The sequence below is a fragment of the Paenibacillus sp. LS1 genome (assembly GCF_026013365.1).
Classification (GTDB): domain Bacteria; phylum Bacillota; class Bacilli; order Paenibacillales; family Paenibacillaceae; genus Paenibacillus.
In genome coordinates, this window is the sequence record NZ_JAPDOE010000001.1 from 1,635,581 (window position 1) to 1,661,647 (window position 26,067).

Consider the following 26,067-nt stretch of genomic DNA (forward strand, 5'->3'; position numbering starts at 1 on the left):
CCTCTCTCCCATGTAATATCCATGGTTTTAAATTCCGACCTTTTTATAACTTCACTGCATGTCCACCATCAAAAAAGTACAGCCACTTCCGGTCAACTTTCCGTCCCAATATATCTTCAATGGCCCGTCCATACAGCTCCAGTTGGAAGCCATAGTTGTCTGTAAGTGTACGCAGTCCACCGCGATGGTCCAAAACCCGATCCGTCTTGTAATCGAGCAACACAAGCTCACCGTCCACCTCATATAGACAGTCAATAATTCCCCGGACCAACACCGTTTCATTTTCAATGGTGGCCTGCATTTTATTTTTTTCATCTACAGTCTGGATTTCTGAGTTCGTAGACTGCGCATGTAGCCATTCCACAGGGGACTGATGTGCCGGAAGTCCATACACAAACGGGATCTCCCGTTTTACCCACGCTGCACGCAACAGCTCTTTACCTGGTTCTGTATCGAAAAATCCGACCAGCTCTTCGAGTTCGATAGCCTCCACGTGGTGGGGCAGTAAAATCTGAAGTTTTACCAATCGCTGAGTGGTCTGCTCAATAAGCTGTGAATCAATGGCCGATCCATCTACAGGAAGATGTTGCATCAACGTATGATACACGGTCCCCCGCTCTGTCCCTGTCAATTGCTTCTCTCCCATAAATTTGGGACGACGCAGATGCAATTTGAATGACGTACCCGCAGATCCCGCATCCGAAACATTCACCGTACCGTTTGAATCTGACCCTGATCCAGTCTCGCTCTCGTTATATTCACCAGATACGCCACGTAGTACATGGCCTGCTTCATCTCTGGTGTAATTGATTCCTTGGGTGTTGTGAGCCAATAATTTCTCGGACTGTTCTCCCAGTTCCTCCATCACCTCTACGGACTGGATGTCCTGCATCGCAAGTAAAGTTTTCAACTCCGTGACAGATGTACTGGCTGCTACTTGAGTTGCTGCTTCATAGGGGTACGTCCATGAAAGCCGTTGATCTACCTCGCGAATCAGCCGAGCCTCTTCTTCTTGATTAACGACTATATTTCCATCTTCATCTCCAAAGTTTTGGTTAACTGCATCTTGTGCACTCTCCGTCAGCTCTTCTACAGTTGAAGTTGGAACCAAATTCACAGGCTGAACTGCTTTTAGAGCAGCAATCCGTTCTTTCCGCACCTCAGTCATCCCGTCTTCTTCCCCAAGTGTCTGATCCACCACATGGTCACGAGACACCTGATCGGCAGAAATAATAGAAATCGCCCATCGTGATTGATCATCTGCAAGACAGGCTGAGAAAGAATCATTGCTTCCAGCAAGTTCTCGCAACACAGCCGCATCTGGATGTCTCATCAGGGATGGTCCAATCCAGTCCAGGTAGCTTCGTCCTGCAGCAAGCAGATAGTCTGGCAATGCCAATTCAGGGCTATCCTTGACCTGAGACCACGCCAGCGCTTTTTTCGCGGTATCTTTTACGGTACCCAGCAAAATCATTTTCTCTTTGGGACGGGTCAACGCAACATACAGCACACGCATCTCTTCAGCAAGCAGTTCAAATTGCGCACGACGACGAATCGCCAGATTGGCTAATGTAGGATAGGCAACCCGATTCTCACGATCCACAAACCTCGGGCCAAATCCCAATTCCTTATGCATTAGAAACGGTGCGTTCAAGTCTTGCTGATTAAACATCTTGGATATGCCACCGACAAAGACAATTGGAAACTCCAAACCCTTACTCCGGTGAATCGTCATGATCCGTACGGCGTTGTCCTGCTCACCAGAACTACTTGCTACAGTCCCGAGGTCTCCCCTGTTTTCCCGCAGTCTGGAAACATAGGTCAGGAAACGGAACAAGCCGCGATTCGCAGTCGATTCCTCATATTGTCGTGCGCGGTCGTACAATGCCTTAAGATTACTTTGACGTTGCAGCCCTCCTGGAAGACCACCAACCCAGTCCAAATAACCGGTTTCCCGATACATACGCCAGATCAGTTCACTTAGACTGCCTTGCCTTGCCTCAAGTCTCCACTGCTGCAATTGACGCATAAAACGAATTAACTTTTGCTGTAATTCCGAGCCTGAGATCTCCGTTATGCCCAAATCCTCACTTGCATGTCCCGCAACACCAGCATCTTGCATTCCATCTGTATGCAATGTATGCACATCGGATTCATAGACATCATCCAGGATCTCTGCCTCGACTGAAGCTGCTGTCTCCCGCTGTCCCTGTTCCATCTCTGCCCAGGCTTCCGGCCACTGCAACTGGACCATATTGGAATCAGGATGATTATCCTGCCGGGATTGTTGTACAGCATTAGTGGAGGAATCGCTCCAATCTCCCGCAGCCGATATAACCGCATCATAGAATGATTGTCTTTTGTCACCAAGCCGAATCTGTGCCAGTTCCTCTTCATCCAGTCCAACAATCGGGGAACGAAGCACGGAAGCGAGCGGAATATCCTGCCTTGGATTATCAACAAGCTGAAGCAGAGACATCATGATTTCCACTTCTGTAGCCTGAAAATAACCCTTGCTCTGTTCTCCTCCAGCAGGAATTCCCTGCTGTCTGAACTCCTCTATCATGAGCGGAGCCCACATCAAGGTCGAACGCAGCAAGATGACCATGTCACCGTAACGTGCCGGGCGCATCGTTTGCAGGGCTTTGTCATATACATTGAGGGCAGGTTTGTCCGTATCCCCAACCATCTCACGAATACGCCTTGCGATCGCCCTTGCTTCCAACTGTGCTGTTTCGAGTTCGGCACTCTCCAGTTCTGCGGAGACCGATACATCCCCATTCTCATCCGTGCTCTCTGTCAGATCAGGACCACCACCCTGACGATCGATCAGCATGAGTTCAGGTGTATACGCCTCATCGCCAAGCGTCTCTGACGGGAAGGTAGCCCCATATGCCAGCTGAGCTCGCTCATCGTAAGCAATCTCTGCCACACCTTCGTTCATGAGTTGACGGAATATCATATTGACTGAATGCACGACTTCCGCACGACTGCGGAAATTCCGTGCAAGATCAATACGTTGACCCGTTCGATTCATGCGATCTTCATCGTTTCCGTCCTCACGCGTGCTCGCTCCATACTGGCGATACTTGTTCATAAACAGACCCGGCTCAGCCAACCGAAAACGGTAGATACTCTGTTTGACATCCCCTACCATGAATCGGTTACCCGGGTTTTCTCTAGAGATGAGCTTCACGATATCTTCCTGAACCGTATTGGTATCCTGATATTCATCAAGCAACACTTCATCGAATCGCGAACGGTACTCCATAGCCGCATCGGAAGGCATCGACAGTTCAGGTGTTGAATCCTCATGTCGCAAAATGTGGAGGCAATAATGCTCCAGATCACTGAAGTCAACTTGCCCACGTTCCTGTTTGGCCTGTCGATAACGTTCTCCAAATGTACTAACCAGCCTCGACAGTTCCTGCATGAGCGGTGCCGCCTGCTCCAGTTCCTGCCAGAACGAAAACGCAGTTCTTCCGAACAATGAGCCTTTCAGTTCGATAACTGCTTTTTTTGCAGCCTCACGGAGTTCCTTCACCTGATCCTGTAAAGCAGGGTCCGTCTGATCTTTTTTGCAAGGTTTCAGTTTACCAAATACAGCGGGTTGAAACACTTCAGGCAACCTCTCCCATGGCATAACCTGGGCCGCAGATAACAGCTCTTCTACCATCACCAGGTCTTCTTTTAACGTATCTGAATAAGGTGCCGGACCTTCAGGCTGCATGGAAATATGGATGCCTTGACGGAGCAGTCCTGCTGCACCACTTAGAGCAAGAGCCGCATCACGCAAAATACTCTGAACCCATGCTGAATGTCCAAGTGCCTCCACACTTTCCACCTGAAAAGCAGATGCCATCTCTGAGAGCCAATGATCCGGCCAGGAATGACTGCGGGAGAAATCATACAATCGCTGCACCAGTCGATGCATCGCATCATCATTTCGTTCTCCACTGAACCAGTCTACCAATTCGCGGAATGTACTCCCTTCATCTTCTTCACCATACTTTTCCTCAAATAGTTCTTCGAGCAGTTCCTGGCGCATGATTTCCGCTTCATTTTCATTCAGAATACGGAAAGCCGGGTTCAACGGAATTTGCTGATAATAACGGCGAATGACTTCCATACAGAATGAATGCAGCGTTGTAATAGATGCACGCCCAAGCAGTGACAGCTGCTTACGCAGATGCTCTTCTCCTGGCTGTTCTTCAAGCGCACGTTCCAGCGCTTCCCGAATCCGTTGTTTCATCTCGGCGGCGGCTGCTTTGGTAAATGTAGCTACAAGCAAGCGATCCACACTGAATCCTTGGGAGGGATCTGCAATCTTGCGAATAATTCGTTCAACCAATACGGCTGTCTTGCCTGATCCCGCCGCTGCGGCAACCAGAATGTCTTCTCCGCTTTCGGAGATGGCACTCCACTGGTCATCGCTCCAGAAGCTACCTTCCGGTTTTGGCATATTCGTCATGATGTTTCCCCTCCCTTGGTGTGAGATAACATATCCCAGATTTGCTGTTTGCCCGGTTTGGACAAAAGTTTATATTCATTTCCTTCAATATTCTCATCAAACTGACAAACAGGCTTATACGGACAGAAGGTGCACGCCACTTCATGCTGAATACGATAAGGCTCAATGGCCACATCCCCATCCGTAATCCGGGTACCAATCTCACGGATATTACTGCGTACCGAAGCAAGCAGCGTATCCCATTGCTCTGGCGTAGCTACAGCGGCGCTACTATAAAAGCTTCCGTCTGCCTTAAGGGCAACTGGAATAATGGCTGAATACCCCTTATCCAGAGTGTTATCCATTTGAGCAATTGCGTCCCGATCCGCCAGCAGCAAACCTTTCATTTTGAACCGTTTCAGCAGTTCTTGTCCGGCCTGCTCCGATGTCATGCCATTAGCGGATTGCAGCAGCGGGTTATGCACATGGAAATACAGCGTTCCTCCCGGCATCGCCGTTTCCCCAAGCCATTCCTCGGCAGCACTAAGCAGCACCTCCAGATAGGTGAGCATCTGCAATGACAGACCATAGTACACTTCATGTAACTTGAGGTCCGTCTGGCTTGATTTATAGTCAATGACACGCAAGAGCAAACCATTCTCGCCTTCTGCCACATCCACACGGTCAATCCGACCCACGATCTCCATTACACAGCCGTTCTCCAGTTCGAAACGTAGTGGTGGCAGTGTTTTATCCGGTCCAAAATCAAGCTCCAATCCAATTGGTTCAAAACTTCCGCGTCTGGACTGTTCACCAAGAATAACGGATGCCCGGCTAACGATGTCCTTCAATTTGCGGAAAATATAACCGTATCGCTTGGTGCTTAGCAAAATCTCCCCTTGCAGTTGTGGTGCAATCTGCTCCACGGTTTGCTCGGCTTCCTTACGACATTGGTCTGGAGTCAAGCTGCCCCAACTACGATTTTCTTCACGCAACCGCATAGCCAGTTGGCTAAGTGCAGCATGAAACAGTTGTCCGATATCAGGAGCCTGAAGGCGGTACAATTGCCGTTCTTTGAGACGCAACCCGTGCGAAGCAAAATGGGAGAACGGACAAGCTACGAAACGCTCCATTCGCGAAACACTCGTCCTCACCTCTGTGCCATACAATCTGCGACTGGTAGCTGTACGTAGTGGTAATGCCCGATTACGATAAAAGATCGATCCCATTAACCGCTCCAGCTGAGGTCTGCTTGTCTCCCGAGATACATGCCAATTGTAGACCGCCCACCACATTTCAGGGATGTCTTCCCCACGGCGCCATTTGCGCAATTGTCCAATGAGAGTAGACAGACTCTGTCCTGGATGGGTGACATAGGACCAATGCGCTTCTTCCGAGTTCGCAACCGGCGGTTGAGCGAGCAATGGCTGTTCTTGTAAACCAAACATCTTCCGTACATGGCGGACAATCTCGGAAGGAAGCAGTGCTTTCCCCTCATCATCAGCAACCGGGTAACTCAGCCACAACTGGCTGCTTGCCGCTGTAAGTGCCGTATAGATCAGAAAACGTTCATCCAGCATCTGCCTCGTTGCACCTGGTCCAAGCGCCACGCCTCTTTCTGTCAGTAACGCTCTCTCCAGTTCTGTTAATACGCCATCATCCTGAGGTACGGCGGGTAATTCACCATCAACTGCGCCAAGGATAAATACATATTTGATGTCCTGAAGGCGTGTACGGTCCATAGAACCCATCAAAACCTGATCAAGTGCTGGTGGTACCAGACCCAGCTTCAGTTCCGTCAATCCGGTCTCAATCATCCCGGCAAACAGCGTGATTTCCAGCCGTTCATTCCCCATCATATCGACCATCTGATCCAATAAATCCAGCACAGCTCCCCACATCTGCCGATGCTCTCTGTACCGTTCGGGGTCACCTTGATCCTTAGCTTCGGCAGACATATGTTCCAACTTCCAAGGAATTTCGGCATCTTCCAGCAGTCTGTATAATGCCTCGCATTGGGCTTTGGCTGTCTTTGCCTTTTTCATTCGTTTCTCAAAAGCACCCAAGGAATCTGTAATGACCGTTCGACAACTCTCCATTAAAGAAAGCATTTGGTCCCGTCCTCGACTACGGCCATCCTGACCGTTATCTTCCAGTGATAAGCTAGGAACATACTTCCACGGTTTGCCGTCAGTCCAGCGATATCCATGAATACCACAGGCCAGTGCATAATTCTCAAGCTGGTCCATATCTTCACGGGTGATGGAACCATCACGCGGAAGCAACAGATCCGTTTTGACACAGCGAAATACATCCTCGTAACGCCAGTGGCGACGAACAATATCCAGTGCGGAACGGATAAACTCAGATAATGGATGATGAAGTTCATTTCTTCTGCGGTCCAGAAAGACAGGTACGCCATAATCCCTAAATAGCGGTTCAGCTATATCGGCGTAGGTATCCAACTGACGGACAAGTACCGCCATATCCCGATAACGCGCACCCTCGTTTTGCGCCAGGCGCCGCATCTCACGCAGTGCTCCCTCCATCTCAGCTCGTCGGTTCTCCGCTGCAACCAGTCGGATTCCGGAATCACAGCCATCACTTTTCCACCGGATTCGGCGGTCGAAACCAGCCTCCAGATGAGCAAGTCCCGGACGATCCCTGTATCTCGGTGGAATCTCTGAATCTAGCACAGTTATATCACTCGGTACACCCAGTTCTTCAGCCATTCCTTTCAGGCGCGTGTAGGCACTCGCCGTGGGATAGAACAGTTCCAGTTCTCCAGGCAGCGCACCGTGATCATATGGACGATCCAATGTCAGTGCAATCGTCACGGAAGAGGATTGCAACATGAGCTGACCAATCACACTCATCTCCTGTGGCGTGAATCCCTGAAAACCATCAATCCAGATCTGGGCATTCTGTAGCAATGCACTTTCCGACAAACGCTCTGTCAGCTCGGTCAACGTGTCTTCATCATCAATATATAATTGGGTCAGTTCCTGTTCATAGTCACGATATATTAGATTCAAGTCATGCAACTTGTCCTCCAGAATTGGCGAAGAGGATGAGGTATTCCATCCAGACAGCCCTTCTTCCAGTGATGATGGATCAACTTCATAACGTTTAAATTCACTATACAAGTCATTTAATTCCCCTATAAAACCCAGCTGGCTGCCGGATGCACCAAACAGCTTCAATTCTTCCTTACGGCGCTGGATGACTTTGTAGAGCAGCATCTTTTTGCCTTCGGCTCCGATCGGAATACGAGCAGAACCGCCTGCTTCCTGCATTACACGATAGGCTAAACGGCGAAAGCCGAGCACTTCTGCACGCATCGTACCTTTAATTGCTCCAGAAGACACCAATGCCTGCTCTGTTCGAAAAGAACTCTGTTCCGGAACGAGTAAAATCAAAGGTTTACCTTGCGGCTCCTTTTGAAGCAGGGATGTAATTTCCCGGGTAATCAGCGAGCTCTTGCCGCTGCCTGCCCGACCAATAATAAAACGAACGGACATGTCTAATCCTCCAAACCACACGTACAAGATTTTAATTCCCAGTATAACATATCTGACTTAGTCGGAACATACGTTTGCCACTATCCGGTAAAACCGGAGAACATCTCCGTTAACACGGCAAAAAGCCCGCAACTATCACACTGTGGACTTTTGACTTGATCTATACTTGATTGGAACGAAAATCATACGATTAATTCTTTTTACTGCGCACTTCGAAAATAGCAAATTTCAGGTAATGTCCTTCATCCACGCCCAAAATTTGTGGGTGATCCTTACCGGCTGCTTTCCAGTCGATCAAACGAAGCACTTTGCCTGCATCTTCCGCTGCATCAGCAATCGTATCCAGGAATAAGTCTGGACGCATATGATACGAACAGCTGGCTGTTACCAAATATCCGCCCTCATTAACCAATTTCATTCCTTGCAGATTGATATCTTTATAACCGCGACATGCACCTTTAACTGCTGATTTCGTTTTGGCAAATGCAGGAGGATCAAGGATGACAACATCAAATGTTTTACCGCCAGCTGCCAGCGCTTTGGATGTATCCACTTTCTGTTCGGCTGCACGCGCACGTGCAGTACGTTCATCCAGTCCTTTCACTTGCTCACGCAAGTACTGGAATGCATCGGCAACTACGAATTCGACCCGGTCGGTGAATCCGTTCAGCTCCACATTCGTTCGTGCACTCTCAATGGCATGCTCTGAAATATCAAGACAAGTCACTTTTTTAGCTCCATATTTGCAAGCATTCAACGTGAAGCTACCCGTGTGTGAGAAGCACTCCAGTACGGTGGCACCATCCCAATAAGGGAATGTAACTACCTTACCGCTTTTGTTCACAGGTAAGAGCTGCTCTGTGCCATCCTGCTCGGTTGTTTGGAGTGTAATTCCACTCTTGTAGCCCCAACCCTTCATGAGCGGTTCGATCGCTGCACGATTCTCACGTTGGTCGAAGAAGTAACCTGTTTTCTGTCCTTCCACGATATCCACTTTAATGAGAAGTCCATTCTCTGTAACGGTGACATGTCGCGGGCACTCTCCGTACAGCGGACCTTTAGTCTGCTCCAAACCTTCGAGTTCACGAATTGAGACATCACTGCGCTCATATATGCCTTCCGGCTGCATTACTTCAATGAGTGCCTGTACAATCGCTTCACGGCAACGATCCATGCCAAGTGTAAGCAACTGTACAACGAGGATGCTGCCGAATCGATCAACGATCAATCCTGGCAGAAAATCAGCTTCGCCGTAAACGAGACGGTATGCCTCTCCATCCTGGATAAAGCGTTCCCGATGACGCAAGCAATCGCGGAAACGCGCTGCAAAAAACGCGGTGTCCATCTGTTCAGACTCCAGTGGTTGATAAGCTACAACTCTTACAGTGATCTGAGATGCGGGATTGTAATATCCTGTCGCCAGATAGCGACCTTGATGATTCAATACATTGACCAGATCTCCCGGTTCCGGGTTTCCGTCAACAGAGGCAATTTCATTGTTAAATATCCATGGATGTGCATGTTCTAGCCGCTTTTTGCGACTGCGTTCGAGTGTAACTGATGGCAAGGTAGATCCACTTCCTTTAATTTAATAGTTCAAAAGATAGGTTTGGTGCGGCGCGTAGATGGCGTTTCGGTTACGAATCGATCTTCCGATCGCTGTTGTCTCCAGATTTTTTTGATTCCCTTTCTTAAAGGGAAAATCCGGAGACAAAGGCGCACGCTTCGCTTCTTCAGATTCGATTTCGTCCCCTCCACTACGTTTGCACAAATCACCGTATCTTTCGAATTGGGGTGTAGCAATTAGGGGCCGTTCCGGGTTCGAATCGATCTTCTGATCGCTGTTGTCTCCAGATTTTTTTGATTCCCTTTCTTAAAGGGAAAATCCGGAGACACAGCGCACGCTTCGCTTCTTCAGATTCGATTTCGTCCCCTCCACTACGTTTGCACGAATCACCGTATCTTTCGAATTGGGGTGGGGTAATTTAGGTTGCTTCCCTCTGAATTCCTTTGGGCTTGTCATGGTTGTCTTTGTTTACTCATAGGATGAGTTAAGGAACCGGACGGAAGGAATGATGTTTCTATGTTTAGAGATGTGATATTGCCCCTACTCTATGGGCTTATTATCTTTTTTGGTGGCATGAAGCTGATGGAAACGGCCTTGCAACGCATGGCTGGGCCCATGTTGGCGGGTTGGCTCAATCGTGCTACCTCTGCTCCATGGAAAGGCATGGCCTTCAGTGCAGGTGCAACGGCCCTGTTGCAGAGCAGTACTGCGGTCACTGTACTCACCATTGGACTGGCTAATGCCAGATTAATTACATATGGACGCACACTCGGCATCATCCTCGGCACCAACATCGGGACATGTCTGACGACGGAGCTGGTAGGACTGCAGATCGGACGTGCTTCCTTACCGCTACTCGTCCTGTCGCTGACGGGCTGGGCCACGTTTGTTGTTCTTGGTGAACGCAATCTGGCCGCTCCTGAACGCACGCGCCGGACTTTGTTTAATATCCAGTACAGCTTCCTCGCGACTGCCGGATTTGCACTCGTCATGACAGGCATTCAGGTGATGCAATCCATTGCCTTACCCTTACGGAGCATGGGCGTGTTTCAATGGTTTCTCGATCGATCGGCCGACAGCTTATGGTGGGGCTTCCTGGCAGGTGCCTGTCTCACAGCGCTTATTCACAGCAGCGCAGCTGTCATTAGCATGGCGATTACGCTCGTAGCCACAGGCGTATTACCTGTGGAGATCGGCATCGCCATTGTGATCGGGTCCAACGTGGGGACCTGCATCACCGCCGTGATCGCTGCCGCGGGCGGAGCATCCGCAGGCAAATTTGTCGCAGCCTCCCATGTTGTATTAAACATTACGGGAGCGCTGCTGTTTATGCCGCTGATCGGCCAGCTGCATGCAGCTTCGGCCTGGCTGTCAGCGGATAACGGGGCACAGATTGCGCATGCCCAGACCCTTTTTAACATCACCAGTTCACTGCTTGCCTTACCGTTCTGTTACTTGCCAATCTGGCACAAAAAACCACCGGTCCACGCCCCCGCGGCGAAGTCACCCGTGGCTTGATGATCTGTCTATCCAGACCTCCAGAACGTGTGCGCTAACTGGACAAGACAACCACTCGTTATACGTTAATGCCTAACTTGTTCAGGGCTACACGCAAGATATCATCGTTATTATCATATCCGCTCTGCTGCTGTAAGGACCATGCTTCTTCCGGAGCATACCAATCCACACCCTTGATCTCTTCAATCTGAGGCTGTAAATCACCACTCTCGGCTTCAACCAGATAGTAATGGACTTCCTTATCTACCGGACCGAACTCTGCATGTTGGTACGTATAGGCGATGATATCAACTGGCTCCACAATACGACCGACCATACCCGTCTCTTCCAGAATCTCGCGCAGTGCCGTCTGTTCAATTGTTTCTCCATCTTCCATTTTGCCCTTGGCGAGAGTTGTTTTACCATAACGATCTACGATAAGCTGAATTTGAAGACGTCCGTCTTCCCTTGTTCTATAGACAACTCCGCCTGCTGAAATTTCTTTTTTGTTCATCGTGCTCTCCCCCATCGACTTCAATATCTTATTTTTTTGCAAAAGAAGGACCTCATCTCCCGGGTAAGCTCCCCAAGGAAATGAAATCCTTGTTTCTGACGCCTCGATTACATCGCGGCGGACTTAAGATTATCTTCCAACACACGTACCAGTGTAGCCTGACTTTCGTTGACGCCAGCTTCAATCACTTTGACTCGGCACACTTTACCGACCATATCCATCGTTCCTTCAAAGACCACTTGAATGTAGTTGTCGCTATAACCGTGCAGCTTGCCACTTCCCTCGCGACCCTTGGCTTCGCCTTCAGGAATAACATCAAGTACCTGTCCGACAAACTGTGTGGCGTACTCCAGCTGCATCTGCTCGGACAAGTCAATCAGTTCATGAACACGTGCATTTTTGACTTCTTCGTGCACCTGATCTTCCATTCGTGCCGCTGGTGTACCTGTACGCTTGGAATAAGGGAATACGTGCATTTCGGAGAAACCGATTTTCCGCATCAACTCATAGCCATTACGGTACATCTCATCCGTCTCACCTGGAAATCCAACAATAATGTCAGTCGTGATTGCCACATCTGGCATCGCTTCCCGAATGCGAAGCATTTTGTTATAGAACTCTTCTGTCGTATATTTGCGGCGCATGCGTTTCAACACCGTATCATCCCCCGCTTGCAGCGGAATATGGAAGTGACGAACGAGTTTGTCCGAACGTTGGATCACGTCGAGCATGCGGTCATCGATCTGGCTGGCTTCAATCGAGCTGATACGAATACGCTCCAAACCCTCTACTTTATCCAAATCCCACAGCAAATCGGTCAGATCATAGTTCTCCATGTCATCCCCATACCCACCTGTATGAATACCAGTCAGAACAATCTCCTTGTATCCGGCGTGCACGAGTTGATGAGCCTGTTGAACGATGCTGTTCGCTTCCCGGCTACGTGAGAGACCACGAGACCAGGGAATAATGCAGAACGTACAGAAGTTATTGCAACCATCTTGAATCTTCAGGAAAGCGCGGGTACGGTCAGCAAAATCCGGTACGTCCATCTCTTCAAATACACGGGTTTTCATAATATTACGCACCGCGTTAACGGGTTGACGTGACTCCTGAATTTCATTGACATATGGCAAAATCTTATCACGGTCCTGTGTACCGATAACCAAATCCACGCCAGGGATGTCCAGAATCTCTGCCGGAGAAGTCTGCGCATAGCAGCCTGTAACGGCCACAATCGCCTCCGGGTTGCGCCGAATGGCACGACGAATAATTTGACGGCTCTTTTTGTCGCCGGTATTGGTTACTGTACAAGTATTAATCAAGTATACATCCGCTGTCTGTTCGTCAAAGTCCACTTGATCGTATCCTTCGTTTTTGAACAATTGCCAAATCGCCTCTGTATCATAGAAATTAACTTTGCAGCCTAAGGTGTAAAACGCCACGGATGGCATAATTACATTCCTCCCATTTCTCCGGATTCATATAGCACACAAGTTAGTGCTGCCATCCCTGCTGTCTCAGCACGCAAAATGCGTTTGCCCAGTCCAACAGATACAGCACCTGCCTGATCAGCTTCTGCCGTCTCCTTCTCAGAAAATCCACCTTCCGGTCCAACAACGATCAATACTTCTGCACTTGCACCAGGTGCAAGCTGCTCAACAAACGGTTTCAGCGCATCTCTCAGCTGTTTACCGTTTTCTTTCTCATAACAATAACATACCAGGCTATAGCCCTCAAAAGAAGATAAAAGCCCTTTCCAGGAAAGTGGCTGTTCGACGGATGGAATGCGATTCCGGTGACTCTGTTCGGCAGCTTCCTTGGCAATTTTCCGCCACCGCTCTAACCGTTTGCCTTCTTTCTTGGCATCATATTGCACAATCGTACGTTCTGACAGGAAGGGTACAAATGATACCGCCCCAATTTCGGTACATCTCTGGATGACCGTCTCCATCTTGTCGCCTTTGGGCAAACTCTGTGCCACGGTTACGCGAATCTGCGCTTCATGGTCCATAACCAAAGGTTCTACAATATTGGCCGTAACTTGGCCAGCTTCAATCGTCTCAATCTCCACGAGTGCTTCTCTGGAATTTCCGTCACTGACAATCAGTTTATCTCCAGGTTTACCACGCATGACTTTGCCGATATGGCGTGCATCATCACCTGTGATGATCACAGCGTGTTCATTAAACTGTTCTGCAGATACAAAATATCGCTGCATAAGTCAATCCACCCATTCTGTCCTGTTATGACTGGAATTCACCCCGCCTGTTGGCAGGCGTGAATCCAATCGCCACAGATGATCATACAACTTTTACGTGTTTCTGACCAGTATATCCGTCCAAAACACGATACGCTTTTAGCGATATAATTCAATAACCAGCTTTGCCAGATCCACATACATCGTTTGCGCGAACTCATACAAAGGTTGAATGGTTACATTTTGCAAAGGAGGTATAACAAGAATTAATAGGAAGATAAAAATGGACCATTGCTCCACACCTTGCAGCTTGCGGCTGATTGAAGGTGGCAGTGCATCTTCTAGAATCCGATAACCATCCAACGGGGGCAACGGAATCAAGTTAAACAGGAACAGGAAAAAGTTTGTTAGGTTAAAAATAGCGAAGAACGTCGTGATTGCTGTGAGCAGTCGCTCATTATCAATCCCGCCGAGTGCTCCTGAACCAACCAGTGAAGCATAGATGATTGTACCGATGATCGCGAGTAACAGATTGCTTAGAGGCCCTGCTGCAGATACGATGATGCCCATCAATCTAGGCTTGTCGAAGTTAGCCCGATTAACCGGAACCGGACGTGCCCAACCAAAACCGGCAATAATGAGCAGGAGCACACCAAACAAATCAAAGTGAACAACCGGATTCAGTGTAACCCGACCCAACAGCTTGGCTGTCGGATCACCGAATTTGTTTGCAAAATATGCATGCGAGAATTCATGCACCGTAAATGCGATCAGAATGGTCAGCAGGAAAAACGGAAGCTGATCGATCGGATAACGAAAGAACGAATTCCAAAAGTCCATGGGTTACCCCTTTCTGGCTACAAACGCCAGCCAATCCTCATCACGGTGGATCGCACTCACTTCAAACCCGGAGGCTACCAGTGCATCATGCACAACCTGCTCTTTGTTCTTCCAAATGCCCGATACAATATAGGTACCACCAGACTCAAGCGCATTATAGACATCATCTACGAATAACAAAATGATCTCAGCCAGAATGTTCGCCACGACAACCTTAACTGGCAGTTGCACACCAAGCGCAGGGTCCTGACTCCCGAGGACGGACAACAGATCACTCTCTTTAACCGTAATTTGTTGCTCCAGCCCATTCAGTTCCACATTTTCCCTGGCGCTGATTACTGCAACCGGATCAAGATCCAGCGCCAGTACATGTTTTGCCCCAAGTTTTATAGCTCCGATAGCCAAAATACCCGAACCTGTACCTACGTCAATAAATTCCTCGCCGCCTTGAATAACCGTTTCCAGTGTGCGCAAGCAGAGGGAGGTCGTTGGGTGGGTTCCTGTACCAAAAGCCATGCCTGGATCAAGCTCAATTATTTTCTCATCTGGACTTTCTGGCGTATACTCTTCCCACGTTGGTTTGATCGTCAGACGTTCCGATACACGTACCGGCTTGAAATATTGCTTCCAGGCTGTTGCCCAATCATCTTCGTCCACTGTACGCGTCTCATAACGAACCTCACCAGTATCAATTCCGAATTCGGAGAGTTCCTCAATTCTCGGATGAACTTCGGACTGTAATGCAACCATATCCGTTCCTTCGGAAAAGTACCCTTTGATGACAGCAAAGCCTTCAGGAATATCATTCAAAGGAACGTCGTATAACTCACCATACGTTGTGTCCCGTTTTTTATTTAAAGTACCGGACTCTTCAATCGAAACCCCTCCAGCACCCGCTTCATGTAAAAAATTCGAAATCATCTCCACAGCTTCTTCTGTGGTATGTATTGTTAGTTCATGCCATAACATACTTGGTTTTTCCTCCTCATTTTTCAAACATCCCAACTATTGTACTACACAAGCGAGCCGGAGCACAAAGCCGACCACTAAAAGAAAAACAAAACAGGATACCCGCAGTCTAACTGCTCGAATATCCTGTCATCTATTCAACCATATCTGTTTCATTTACTTCAGCATTTTGCATAATTCGAATCTCACTTAGCAAAAACGTCCACCGTTCTGTGTGATCATCTCTGCGGCTTGCGGGAGCGAATCGTTGGACACGGACACGGTCAGCAAAATTTCTTGTTTTAGCCTGTTTGCCGAATCCTCTTCGGGCGTATCATACACCTGACCATTAGATAACATTTCCGTTTCATCACTAATCAGCGCAAGTACATTCAGTTCGCCACTAAATCCTCCGACGACAGCCGTAGGAGAATTATCGGAGCCCGTAACATCGTATGAGTCCAATGCAGAAGCTTCATTGCCAAGGCTCTCGATACTCAATTGGTTCGGGTGTAACAATTCCAGGGCTCTGCGTGCAGACTCGGCCTCAGTCCAGCTTGTAAATACAGCTTCGAGGGTCACTGCCGATCGATCTTCAGTCATGAAGCTCCCGTCCCTGACGTCGATCAGCCGCTTCACTGCGTCGTAGTGCTTCTATATCTTCATGATCCGCAGCTTCAGCGCTGAATTCCACGTCCTCATTTTTAGCGGACTGCAATCGTTTCATCTTTTCCGTTTTCGTGAGAATCTTGCCTGGACGTTCATGTTCTGCCATTGTTATGCTCCTCCTTCATATTGGGAAACTAGATCATTCCACCGGCTTGTTCGATAATAGACATCGCGCGGTGATGTACCGATTCATCTACGATGACCGTTAGTAATACATCCCTTCCTGTAGGTCCTCCCTGTCCGCCATCACTCATGCCGCTTGCAGAAGGGTCCGCCGCAGCCATAATTCCAGCACTGGCATTCGCCTGCATCGAATCGGGCACCCATGATGAAAAACTGCCGGAAACGCCCGGCTTGTAGGAAGCCCCACTTGGTCCTACACCCGCATATCGGCTGAATCGATTAATCGACAGGTCCTCCACTCGCAATGCCTCCAGTTTTTTGGCTGCCCCTTGAGCTTGCTCCGGGCTATGAAAGTACGCCAAAATATTTTTCTCGGTCATCCGCTTCACCTGCTTCCCTAATTTCTCGCATATCAGCTATGCATATCATTCTCGCCATGCTATCTTTCCGCAAGTTTGCTCAGAATATACTGAAATGCTCCCACAAATTGCTGTCGTGCTTTGTAGCATAAATCCATGGATTTTGCGAAAACCATTGAATTACTAAAAAAGGCGTAAAAAAAGGACACCCGCGGTAAAAACCGCTGTGGTGTCCTTTTGGGATTGCTATATTTTATTCTCAGTCGCCACGAAAGGCGCGTTTCACTCTGTCAAAGAAAGATTGTTCATGCTCATGTGTTTGCTCTCCATCCAGCGCAGCAATTTGGCGAAGCAGATCCTTCTGCTCGTCATTCAGCTTACTAGGTGTAACCACAACCACTTTCACATGCTGATCCCCTTGCCCCATACCGCGCAGGCGTGGAACACCTTTTCCTTTGAGACGGAAATACGTTCCCGTTTGTGTACCAGCTGGTACTTTCAACTTCACTTTCTCGGTCAACGTCGGGATCTCAACTTCATCTCCCAGAGCTGCCTGAGCAAAGGTAAGTGGAATTTCGCAATAAATGTCGTCGCCTTCACGCTCGAAGAAATCATGTGATTTCACGCGAATGACAATATACAGATCTCCCGCTGGTCCGCCACGCAGGCCTCCCTCGCCTTCACCTGTCATACGCAGTTGCGCGCCGTCATCTACACCCGCTGGAATACGAACATGGATTTTGCGTTGCTTGCGAACTTTACCGCTGCCACTGCACGTAGTACATTTTTCTTTGATAATTTGGCCCGAACCGCTACAGTTCGAACATGCACGACGATTAACCATACGACCGAACGGTGTATTTTGCACGACTTCCTGCTGACCGCTACCTTGGCAGACCGAGCAGGTTTCCGGTTTCGTTCCAGGTTTCGCACCTGAGCCATGACACGTATCACAGCCTTCGGTACGAGGAATCGTAATATCGGTTTCTTTGCCGAATACAGCTTCCTTGAACTCAATCGTCATCGTGTACTGTAGATCATTCCCCCGTTGCGGAGCATTTGGATCACGTCGTCCGCCGCCACCGCCGCCAAAGAACATATCGAAGATGTCGCCAAATCCGCCGCCGCCAAAATCACCGCCACCACCGAATCCACCTTGATTCGGATCGACATGACCATATTGATCATACTGCGCACGCTTCTGACCGTCACTCACTACATCGTAAGCTTCTTTAACTTCTTTAAATTTAGCTTCCGCATCAGCAGCCTTGTTTACGTCAGGGTGATACTGACGGGCAAGCTTACGGTAAGCCTTTTTAATCTCATCGTCGTTAGCCGTTTTGCTAACGCCAAGCACCTCATAATAATCACGCTTTTCAGCCACTCTTCCACCCCCATATCATTCACCATATCGCACATCGTGACAAAAGGAAAGCCAAAGCACGGGAGCCCCGGCTATGACTTTCCCTCTAATTCGAACGTCACCGATGTTTAATTCGCGTAGAACTACGAATTAGTTTTGTTTTTTATCTTCGTCCACAACTTCGTAATCAGCGTCTACGACGTTGTCACGTTTAGCAGAACCTTGTTGCTCTTCAGCACCTTGTGCTTCTTGCTCTTGCGCCTGTGCTTGCTCATACAGTTTCACAGACAGTTGTTGAACGATCTCTGTCAGTTCTTCTGTAGCAGCTTTGATATCTTCCAGGTTGTCGGAAGCCAGAACGCCTTGCAGTTTTTCTTTAGCAGCATTAGCTTTTTCTACTTCGCCAGCGTCTGCTTTTTCGCCAAGATCTTTAATCGTTTTGTCAACAGAGTAGATCAGTTGATCTGCACTGTTTTTCGCTTCAACGAGTTCTCTGCGTTTTTTATCTTCTTCAGCGTGCAGCTCAGCATCTTTCATCATTTGCTCAACTTCAGCATCGCTCAAACCGCTGGAAGAAGTGATTGTGATTTTTTGAGTTTTGTTTGTTCCTTTATCTGTTGCAGATACGTTAACGATACCGTTGGCATCAATATCGAAGCTAACTTCGATTTGTGGAACGCCACGTGGAGCTGGTGGAATATCACCCAACATGAAACGTCCAAGCGATTTGTTACCCGCTGCCATCTCACGCTCACCTTGCAGAACATGAATCTCAACGCTTGGTTGATTATCTGCATATGTGGAGAACACTTGAGATTTGCTTGTAGGGATCGTTGTGTTACGCTCGATCATTTTAGTGAATACGCCACCCGCTGTTTCGATACCCAGGGACAATGGAGTTACGTCAAGCAATACAACGTCTTTCACATCACCTGTCAATACGCCCGCTTGTACAGCAGCACCCAATGCTACAACTTCATCAGGGTTAACGCCTTTGTGAGGATCTTTACCCGTCAGTTTTTTGATCGCTTCTTGTACTGCAGGAATACGTGTAGAACCACCAACCAATACGATCTTGTCGATATCGTTAGCTGTCATACCCGCATCGCTCAATGCACGACGAGTTGGTTCAAGCGTACGCTCAACCAGACCTTCAGAGATTTCTTCAAATTTCGCACGGCTCAGGTTCAACTCCAAATGCTGAGGAACGCCATCAGCAACTGTGATGAACGGCAAGGAGATCGTTGTAGTCAATACGCCGGAAAGTTCTTTTTTCGCTTTTTCCGCTGCATCTTTCAAACGTTGAACCGCTGCTTTATCTTTACTCAAGTCAATGCCTTGATCTTTTTTGAATTCACTTACGAGATAATCGATGATCACTTGGTCAAAGTCATCTCCGCCCAATTGGTTGTCCCCGCTAGTTGCTTTAACTTCGAAGAAGCCATCACCCAGTTCAAGAATGGATACGTCGAACGTACCGCCACCCAGGTCATATACGAGGATCGTTTGGTCTTCGGATTTCTCCATACCGTATGCCAAAGCTGCTGCTGTTGGCTCGTTGACGATACGCAGAACTTCCAGACCTGCAATTTTACCCGCATCTTTAGTTGCTTGACGCTGACTGTCATTGAAGTAAGCTGGTACAGTGATAACTGCTTGAGTTACCGTTTGACCCAGATAAGCTTCAGCATCGGATTTCAATTTTTGCAGGATGATTGCAGAAATCTCTTGTGCGGAGTAGTCTTTGCTATCAATTGTTTCCTTGTGGGAAGTACCCATGTGACGTTTGATCGACATGATGGTACGATCCGGATTTGTGATGGCTTGACGTTTTGCTGTTTCACCAACAACGCGCTCTCCATCTTTTTTGAAACCAACTACGGATGGAGTTGTACGTGCGCCCTCCGGATTTGGAATTACGACAGCCTCGCCGCCTTCCATTACTGCTACGCATGAGTTTGTTGTTCCTAAGTCAATACCGATTACTTTGCTCATCCGAAAATTTCCTCCCTCTACAATTTAAAATGAATGGGTCTGATATGACCCTTATTAGATGTTCATGTTGCTAATCGTGCTCTATGTGTACAAACCTTTATATTAAACTTCGCCCACATTGTTCAACCAAGGAAGCCGACTCATTCCTTCCAATACGGAAATTATGAGCTGACTTTAACCATAGCTGGACGAAGCACTTTATCTTTCAACATGTAGCCTTTTTGGACTTCCTCAACAACGATACCTTCTTCGTATTCGTCGCTCTCCACTTGCATGATTGCTTGGTGGAATTCAGGATTGAACGGTTGTCCTACCGATTCCATTGCTGTCAGTCCTTCATTCGTCATCACAGTTTCCAATTGACGGAAAATCATTTGGATGCCTTTGGAGAAAGATTCGGACTCTGTTCCTTCCGGTACAGTAGCCATGGCGCGCTCGAAGTTATCAATAACCGGTACCAGTTCGGTGACCAGCTTCATCGAAGCGTATTTAGCCAATTCTTCTTTTTCCTTCTGTGTACGACGACGGAAGTTGTCAAAATCAGCTTGTGCACGGACATAACGCTGCTGTTGCTCCTCAGCTTCTGCCTTCAGACGTGCAAGCTCATCCTGCTCCTGATCAGCGATCTCTTCAGCTTGTGCTTCTGCAGCGCCAGCTTCATTGACAGGCTCCTGCTCAGCTGCTGTTACCTCTTGTTCTTCTGTAAATGATTGCTCCTCTTTCAAGATGTTCACCTCCTTATACGAATGAAATGGTTCATTCCCGTCTCTTATTTGAAACGATGCGTCAGCATCGCCGTCAAATCACGGGATAGTGTATTTAAAATATGAATGACACGTGCGTAATCCATCCGTGTGGGTCCCAGAATACCGATCGAACCCAAAGCCTCGCCGTCCAATGAATAGGAGGCTGTAATCAGGCTGCAGTTAGCAAAGGCTTCATGATCATTCTCAGTGCCAATTCGCACCTGAATACCAGATCCACCCGGCACGGGCATCATCAATTTCATGAGTGTTGGTGTCTCTTCCAGCAGGTCAAGAATATCTTTTACCTTTTCGATATCTTTAAACTCCGGTTGAGTCAACATGTTGGTGGCACCACTGAGGAACAGACGATTGTCATGTTCGTTGTCAAAGGCACTGTTCAGCACCTGCATAACTTCCTCATAACGTGTAATATGCCGTTCCATCTCTTGCCCAAGTTCGGTATAGAGACGGGACTTTAATTTGTAAATTGGTACGCCCACAAGCTTGGTATTTAACAGGCGAACCACATTCTCCATCTCGGCGACCGAGATTTCTGGCGGAATCTGGACCGTCTTATTCTCTACCTGACCTGTGTTGGTCACAATGATTGCCACAGCTTCACTCTCGTTCAGCGGAAGCAATTGGAAGTGACGAAGGGACGTATGGAATACCTCCGGTCCAAGCAGGATCGAAGTATAATTCGTCATATGTGACAAAATATTGGATGCATGCTGAATAACTTGTTCCATAACGTTCAGCTTTTCGGCGAAGAACGACTTCAGATCATCCAACTCTTGAGGCTCCACCTGATTCCAGGGAACCAAATGATCGACATAATATCGATAGCCTTTATGGGATGGAATGCGTCCTGCCGATGTGTGCGGTTGTTCCAAGAAACCCATATCTTCAAGGTCCGCCATTTCATTACGGATCGTCGCCGGACTGTATCCAACATCTCCCCTTTTGGAAATGCTCCGGGACCCTACGGGCTCAGCTGAACGGATATAGTCATCCACTATAGCGTTCAGAATCATTCGTTGACGCTCTGTTAACATGGTGAGTATCCCTCCTTCTGACTGTACTGTCCCATGTCGTTAGCACTCCGGTTAGATGAGTGCTAAGCGGTAATACAAAAATACCAAACTGACGTGAACATTGTCAAGTGAGTTTGATGAGTGGGCTCATCTATTTATAGTATAGACCAATGTCGGCGAGTACTAACAACATTATTGAACATCCTTTGAAGTAAAAAGGACTGCATGTAGGGCAGAGGTTAACTCGGCTCAATCCATGCAGTCCATTCAGTTGTTAGGCGGAAACGTTAAGCTCTTTCAATACCGCGATCTCATCACAACAATCCTGCTTGCTGCAATGAACACAGTCGGTCCATACTTTCTCGGGGAAAATCTCTTTCTCCACCACGGCAAAGCCGTTTTTGAGGAAAAAGGATACTTCATAGGTCAACGCCATTACCTTTGGAATCTGTTGTTTTTCGGCTTCTTCTACCAATCGATCCAGCAATTTGGAGCCAATTCCGAGCCCTTTATGCCCTTCCGAGATACCGAGTGATCTGACTTCCACCAAATCATTCCCTAGACGACAAAGCGATCCGCAGCCCACCACTTCACCATCGACTTCGGCTACAACAAAGTGCTCCAGCTGTCGGTGCAGTATTTCCCGTGATCGCGGAAGCATGATCCCACGCTCTGCATAGCCCTTAATCATTTCATACAGTGGTTCAACATCTTCCGGCACGGCTTTTCTGCATATTACCGACATCCTGCTCTCCTCCTATTACCAAGCTTTCCAGAGGAAAGCTGACTTCGTAGTTGTTAAAATAACACGCTCTGTAAAATCAATATGAATAAATATACAACAAAGCGTATAGAATTTCAAGCTACGAATTCAGCGATATGGACCCGATAAACTCCGCAAAAACGTCATTTCCGAACAGGATACCCTGCTCGCTCAGTCGGAAGCCGTCTGCCGTCCGCTCAAGCAATCCTGCGTTAAGCATTTTGCCCAAAGGCTTCGCAAACACTTCTTCCATGGACTCTCCGAACTGTTCGCTAAAGCGTGAGGCCGAAGCTCCCTCCAACATTCTCAGTCCAACCATCAGATAATCTTCCATGGCCTCTGGGCGAGCAATCTCAAAATGATCCAGACGAGGCAGTCCTGCTCGCGAAGCTTCAACATAAGGATTTATACCTTTAATATTCATATGCCGTTCGCGACCCACGTATCCATGTGCACCTGCACCCAGACCATAGTAGTCCTCATTACGCCAGTAGGTAATATTGTGACGACTCTCGAAGCCTGGCTTGGCAAAGTTACTGATCTCGTATTGTCCATAACCTGCTTCTTTCATACGTCTCATTAATAGAAGATACATCTCCAGCTCGTCATCTTCATGAGGAAGAGGTAACTGGTTCTTCTGATACAGTGTATGGAAAAGCGTATTCTCTTCTACTTTCAGGCTGTAGATGGAGTAATGCGGCAAATCCAGTTCCAGCGCTTTGTCGATGCTCTCATTCAACATTTCAACGGTCTGGTTCGGCAACCCGAACATTAGGTCAATGGACAGGTTATTCAAGCCTGCTTTGCGAGCATTCTCCAAACTACGGTATACATCATCCGTATTATGAATACGACCAATGCCTGTCAGCAGATCATTCTGAAAAGCCTGTACGCCAAAACTGACGCGGTTGACGCCGCCTTCTTTCATCGCCGCGAGTTTCTCAGCATCCGTGGTTCCCGGGTTGGCTTCCATCGAAAATTCAATATCGTCCGCCCAATTTGGGAAATACGTTTTGACGGAACGTAGAAATACCGCCATCTCATCCGGTTTCAGAGCTGTTGGCGTACCACCACCTACAAATATGGTCTTGATCTCACCCGGTGGATTTGCCTTAACTGTATGTTCCATCTCCCGTTCCAGCGCTTCGAGATATTGCATCACGGGCTGATCTTTCAGAACGTAGGAGTTAAAGTCACAATAAAAACATTTATTCGTGCAAAAGGGAATGTGAAGATACACCGCTTGGGGCGCACCTGTCTTCCGGCTGTGTGCTGCCAATGTCATGGCAAGTCCCCCTCTATTTGAAAAAAGGAAAGCCATCCGGCTTCCCTTTCAGCTTAGTTATTTAATATTCTGTGTTGTACCAATTCAATTTCGATACACACAATCTGTGATGTACCCGAAACAAACTTTTGTTTATCCTTTCATACACAAATTATTGATGTACCAAAAGGATTCACGTGACGTTTGCAAGCAAACGTCCTAATCTAATTTGAATACACACATTCTGTGTTGTACCTCAAATTAGATTGTTTAGTCATCAATTTTCAGTACCGCCATAAATGCCTCTTGCGGTACCTCAACGTTACCAACCTGTTTCATCCGCTTCTTACCTTCCTTCTGCTTCTCAAGCAGTTTCCGTTTCCGCGAGATGTCACCACCATAACACTTGGCAAGTACGTTTTTACGCATTGCTTTTACCGTTTCACGAGCAACGACCTTCGTACCCACAGATGCCTGAATCGGCACCTCGAACATTTGCCGTGGAATCAGCTCGCGCAACTTCTCACAGATAATGCGTCCGCGGTTATACGCACGGTCACGGTGAACGATAAAGGACAAGGCATCGACTTGTTCGCCATTGAGCACGATGTCCATCTTCGCCAGATTGGACTGACGGTAACCAGACAGTTCATAATCCAGGGATGCATAACCTTTGGTACTGGATTTCAGCTGGTCGAAGAAGTCATATACAATCTCAGACAACGGGATCTGATAAGTAATGGTAACCCGCGTTGTGTCCAAATATTCCATATTCACATATTCGCCGCGTTTATTCTGACACAGCTCCATAATGGTACCTACATAATCATTCGGTACGATAATGTTTGCCTTAACGTATGGTTCCTCGACAAAATCAATCCGTCCTACTTCAGGATAATTGGATGGGTTGTCAATTTTCATCACTTCACCGTTCGTCAAGGTCACGTGATAGATTACACTTGGTGCAGTCGTGATCAACGGAATATTGAATTCACGCTCAATACGCTCCTGGATAACGTCCATATGAAGCAGTCCAAGGAATCCGCAACGGAATCCAAAACCGAGTGCACTGGATGTTTCCGGCTCAAAGCTGAGCGAAGCATCGTTCAATTGCAATTTCTCCAACGCTTCACGCAGATCAACATAGTCCGATGTTTCGATCGGATAAAGACCACAATACACCATTGGATTAATTTTGCGATAACCCGGCAAAGGTTCCGGTGTTGGATTTTTGGCATCCGTTACCGTATCCCCGACTTGTGTATCACCTACATGCCGAATACCAGCAACGATAAATCCAACATCACCCACGTTCAGCTCGTCCACGATGGACATGCGAGGTTTGAACGCTCCAACTTCAATGACTTCAAATGATTTGCCTGTTGCCATCATTTTGATTTTGGAACCGGATTTGATTTTACCATCAATAACACGCACATATACAATTACACCTTTGTACGGGTCATAATGCGAGTCGAAAATCAGCGCTTTCAGCGGTTGATCCGGGTCGCCAGTCGGTGCAGGAACACTTTGCACCACTTGCTCCAGAATCTCTTTGATTCCGATACCTGCTTTGGCCGAAGCTAGAACAGCGTTGCTCGTATCCAAACCAATAACATCTTCTACTTCCTGCTTCACCCGATCAGGATCAGCGCTTGGAAGGTCAATTTTGTTGATAACCGGTAAAATTTCAAGATTATTGTCCAATGCCAGATACACGTTGGCGAGTGTCTGGGCTTCAATTCCCTGAGCCGCATCCACAACGAGTAGAGCGCCTTCACAGGCTGCAAGGCTCCGTGATACTTCATACGTGAAGTCTACGTGCCCCGGTGTATCGATCAGATTCAATAGATACTCTTCACCGTCATCCGCTTTGTAAGTCAGGGCTACTGCTTGTAGCTTGATCGTAATTCCACGTTCACGTTCGAGATCCATCTGATCCAGTACTTGTTCTTGCATTTCTCGTGTTGTCAGCGCACCTGTGTACTCCAAGATCCGGTCCGCAAGTGTTGATTTGCCGTGATCTATATGTGCAATAATAGAAAAGTTACGAATTTTACGTTGTCTTGCCCGAATATCAGTCATTCCTTACCCCCAGAAACAGCCTAGTGTCAATCACTTCATTATAACAGTTGATGCAGAGTGCATCAATCCCGTGATGTCTTAACTTTATAATAAAGTGTGATCATGAAACTCCCAGAGGTTATATTGTAC

At 47.8% G+C, this 26,067-nt stretch carries 19 protein-coding genes; 1 reads left to right on the top strand and 18 read right to left on the bottom strand.

What is annotated here, in order from left to right; translation table 11 throughout:
- Positions 1 to 43: 43 nt before the first annotated feature.
- The 3 genes from addA to OM416_RS07140 form a co-directional block, all read right to left on the bottom strand.
- Complete coding sequence (gene addA / locus OM416_RS07130; RefSeq protein WP_264928117.1) at positions 44 to 4,471, bottom strand: helicase-exonuclease AddAB subunit AddA; 4,428 nt, start codon at positions 4,469 to 4,471, stop codon at positions 44 to 46.
- Entirely contained in the window at positions 4,468 to 7,971 is a 3,504-nt protein-coding gene (addB, locus tag OM416_RS07135; RefSeq protein ID WP_264928118.1) for a helicase-exonuclease AddAB subunit AddB, read from the bottom strand. The genes addA and addB overlap by 4 nt, the downstream gene beginning before the upstream one ends.
- A 190-nt stretch (positions 7,972 to 8,161) precedes the next feature.
- Positions 8,162 to 9,538: a class I SAM-dependent rRNA methyltransferase gene (locus tag OM416_RS07140; RefSeq protein ID WP_211080818.1), complete on the bottom strand. Its 1,377-nt coding sequence runs from the start codon at positions 9,536 to 9,538 to the stop codon at positions 8,162 to 8,164.
- 516 nt (positions 9,539 to 10,054) lie between these two features.
- On the opposite strand from OM416_RS07140, the gene OM416_RS07145 reads away from it, so the two are divergent.
- Positions 10,055 to 11,056 carry a Na/Pi cotransporter family protein gene (locus OM416_RS07145; RefSeq protein ID WP_264928119.1) on the top strand — a complete coding sequence of 334 codons (1,002 nt, stop codon included), beginning with the start codon at positions 10,055 to 10,057 and terminating at the stop codon, positions 11,054 to 11,056.
- A gap of 58 nt (positions 11,057 to 11,114) precedes the next feature.
- Here OM416_RS07145 and OM416_RS07150 read toward each other — a convergent pair whose 3' ends face one another.
- The 15 genes from OM416_RS07150 to lepA all read right to left on the bottom strand — a co-directional run bounded on the left by OM416_RS07150 (position 11,115) and on the right by lepA (position 25,938).
- Positions 11,115 to 11,549 carry an NUDIX hydrolase gene (locus OM416_RS07150; protein WP_264928120.1) on the bottom strand — a complete coding sequence of 145 codons (435 nt, stop codon included), beginning with the start codon at positions 11,547 to 11,549 and terminating at the stop codon, positions 11,115 to 11,117.
- Between the two features lie 107 nt (positions 11,550 to 11,656).
- The gene (gene mtaB / locus OM416_RS07155) at positions 11,657 to 13,003 is read right to left on the bottom strand and encodes a tRNA (N(6)-L-threonylcarbamoyladenosine(37)-C(2))-methylthiotransferase MtaB (RefSeq protein ID WP_264928121.1); all 1,347 of its coding nucleotides are present in this window, start codon (positions 13,001 to 13,003) and stop codon (positions 11,657 to 11,659) included.
- A 2-nt stretch (positions 13,004 to 13,005) separates the two neighbouring features.
- Entirely contained in the window at positions 13,006 to 13,770 is a 765-nt protein-coding gene (locus OM416_RS07160) for an RsmE family RNA methyltransferase (RefSeq protein WP_264928122.1), read from the bottom strand.
- Between the two features lie 138 nt (positions 13,771 to 13,908).
- Positions 13,909 to 14,589, bottom strand: a complete 681-nt coding sequence (locus OM416_RS07165) for a site-2 protease family protein (protein WP_264928123.1) — start codon at positions 14,587 to 14,589, stop codon at positions 13,909 to 13,911.
- 3 nt (positions 14,590 to 14,592) lie between these two features.
- Entirely contained in the window at positions 14,593 to 15,558 is a 966-nt protein-coding gene (gene prmA / locus OM416_RS07170) for a 50S ribosomal protein L11 methyltransferase (protein WP_264928124.1), read from the bottom strand.
- 189 nt (positions 15,559 to 15,747) lie between these two features.
- On the bottom strand, positions 15,748 to 16,140 hold the full coding sequence (locus OM416_RS07175; RefSeq protein WP_264928125.1) for a hypothetical protein: 393 nt from the start codon (positions 16,138 to 16,140) through the stop codon (positions 15,748 to 15,750).
- Positions 16,133 to 16,312, bottom strand: coding sequence for a YfhD family protein (locus OM416_RS07180; RefSeq protein WP_062835520.1), 180 nt, complete (start codon positions 16,310 to 16,312; stop codon positions 16,133 to 16,135). Before OM416_RS07180 ends, OM416_RS07175 begins: the two co-directional genes overlap by 8 nt.
- 28 nt (positions 16,313 to 16,340) lie before the next feature.
- Positions 16,341 to 16,709 (bottom strand): hypothetical protein, encoded by a 369-nt coding sequence (locus tag OM416_RS07185; protein ID WP_264928126.1) that lies wholly within the window; start codon positions 16,707 to 16,709, stop codon positions 16,341 to 16,343.
- Between the two features lie 238 nt (positions 16,710 to 16,947).
- Positions 16,948 to 18,072 (bottom strand): molecular chaperone DnaJ, encoded by a 1,125-nt coding sequence (gene dnaJ, locus OM416_RS07190; protein ID WP_062835521.1) that lies wholly within the window; start codon positions 18,070 to 18,072, stop codon positions 16,948 to 16,950.
- 129 nt (positions 18,073 to 18,201) lie between these two features.
- Entirely contained in the window at positions 18,202 to 20,046 is a 1,845-nt protein-coding gene (dnaK, locus tag OM416_RS07195) for a molecular chaperone DnaK (protein WP_169481182.1), read from the bottom strand.
- A gap of 161 nt (positions 20,047 to 20,207) precedes the next feature.
- Positions 20,208 to 20,780 (bottom strand): nucleotide exchange factor GrpE, encoded by a 573-nt coding sequence (gene grpE, locus OM416_RS07200; RefSeq protein ID WP_371327915.1) that lies wholly within the window; start codon positions 20,778 to 20,780, stop codon positions 20,208 to 20,210.
- A gap of 35 nt (positions 20,781 to 20,815) precedes the next feature.
- A complete protein-coding gene (hrcA, locus tag OM416_RS07205; protein ID WP_036615092.1) occupies positions 20,816 to 21,847 on the bottom strand; it encodes a heat-inducible transcriptional repressor HrcA in 1,032 nt (343 codons plus the stop codon).
- A gap of 253 nt (positions 21,848 to 22,100) precedes the next feature.
- The gene (locus OM416_RS07210; RefSeq protein WP_169481184.1) at positions 22,101 to 22,571 is read right to left on the bottom strand and encodes an N-acetyltransferase; all 471 of its coding nucleotides are present in this window, start codon (positions 22,569 to 22,571) and stop codon (positions 22,101 to 22,103) included.
- A gap of 118 nt (positions 22,572 to 22,689) precedes the next feature.
- Entirely contained in the window at positions 22,690 to 23,874 is a 1,185-nt protein-coding gene (hemW, locus tag OM416_RS07215; protein WP_036668565.1) for a radical SAM family heme chaperone HemW, read from the bottom strand.
- A gap of 249 nt (positions 23,875 to 24,123) precedes the next feature.
- Entirely contained in the window at positions 24,124 to 25,938 is a 1,815-nt protein-coding gene (lepA, locus tag OM416_RS07220; RefSeq protein ID WP_264928127.1) for a translation elongation factor 4, read from the bottom strand.
- Positions 25,939 to 26,067: the final 129 nt, after the last annotated feature.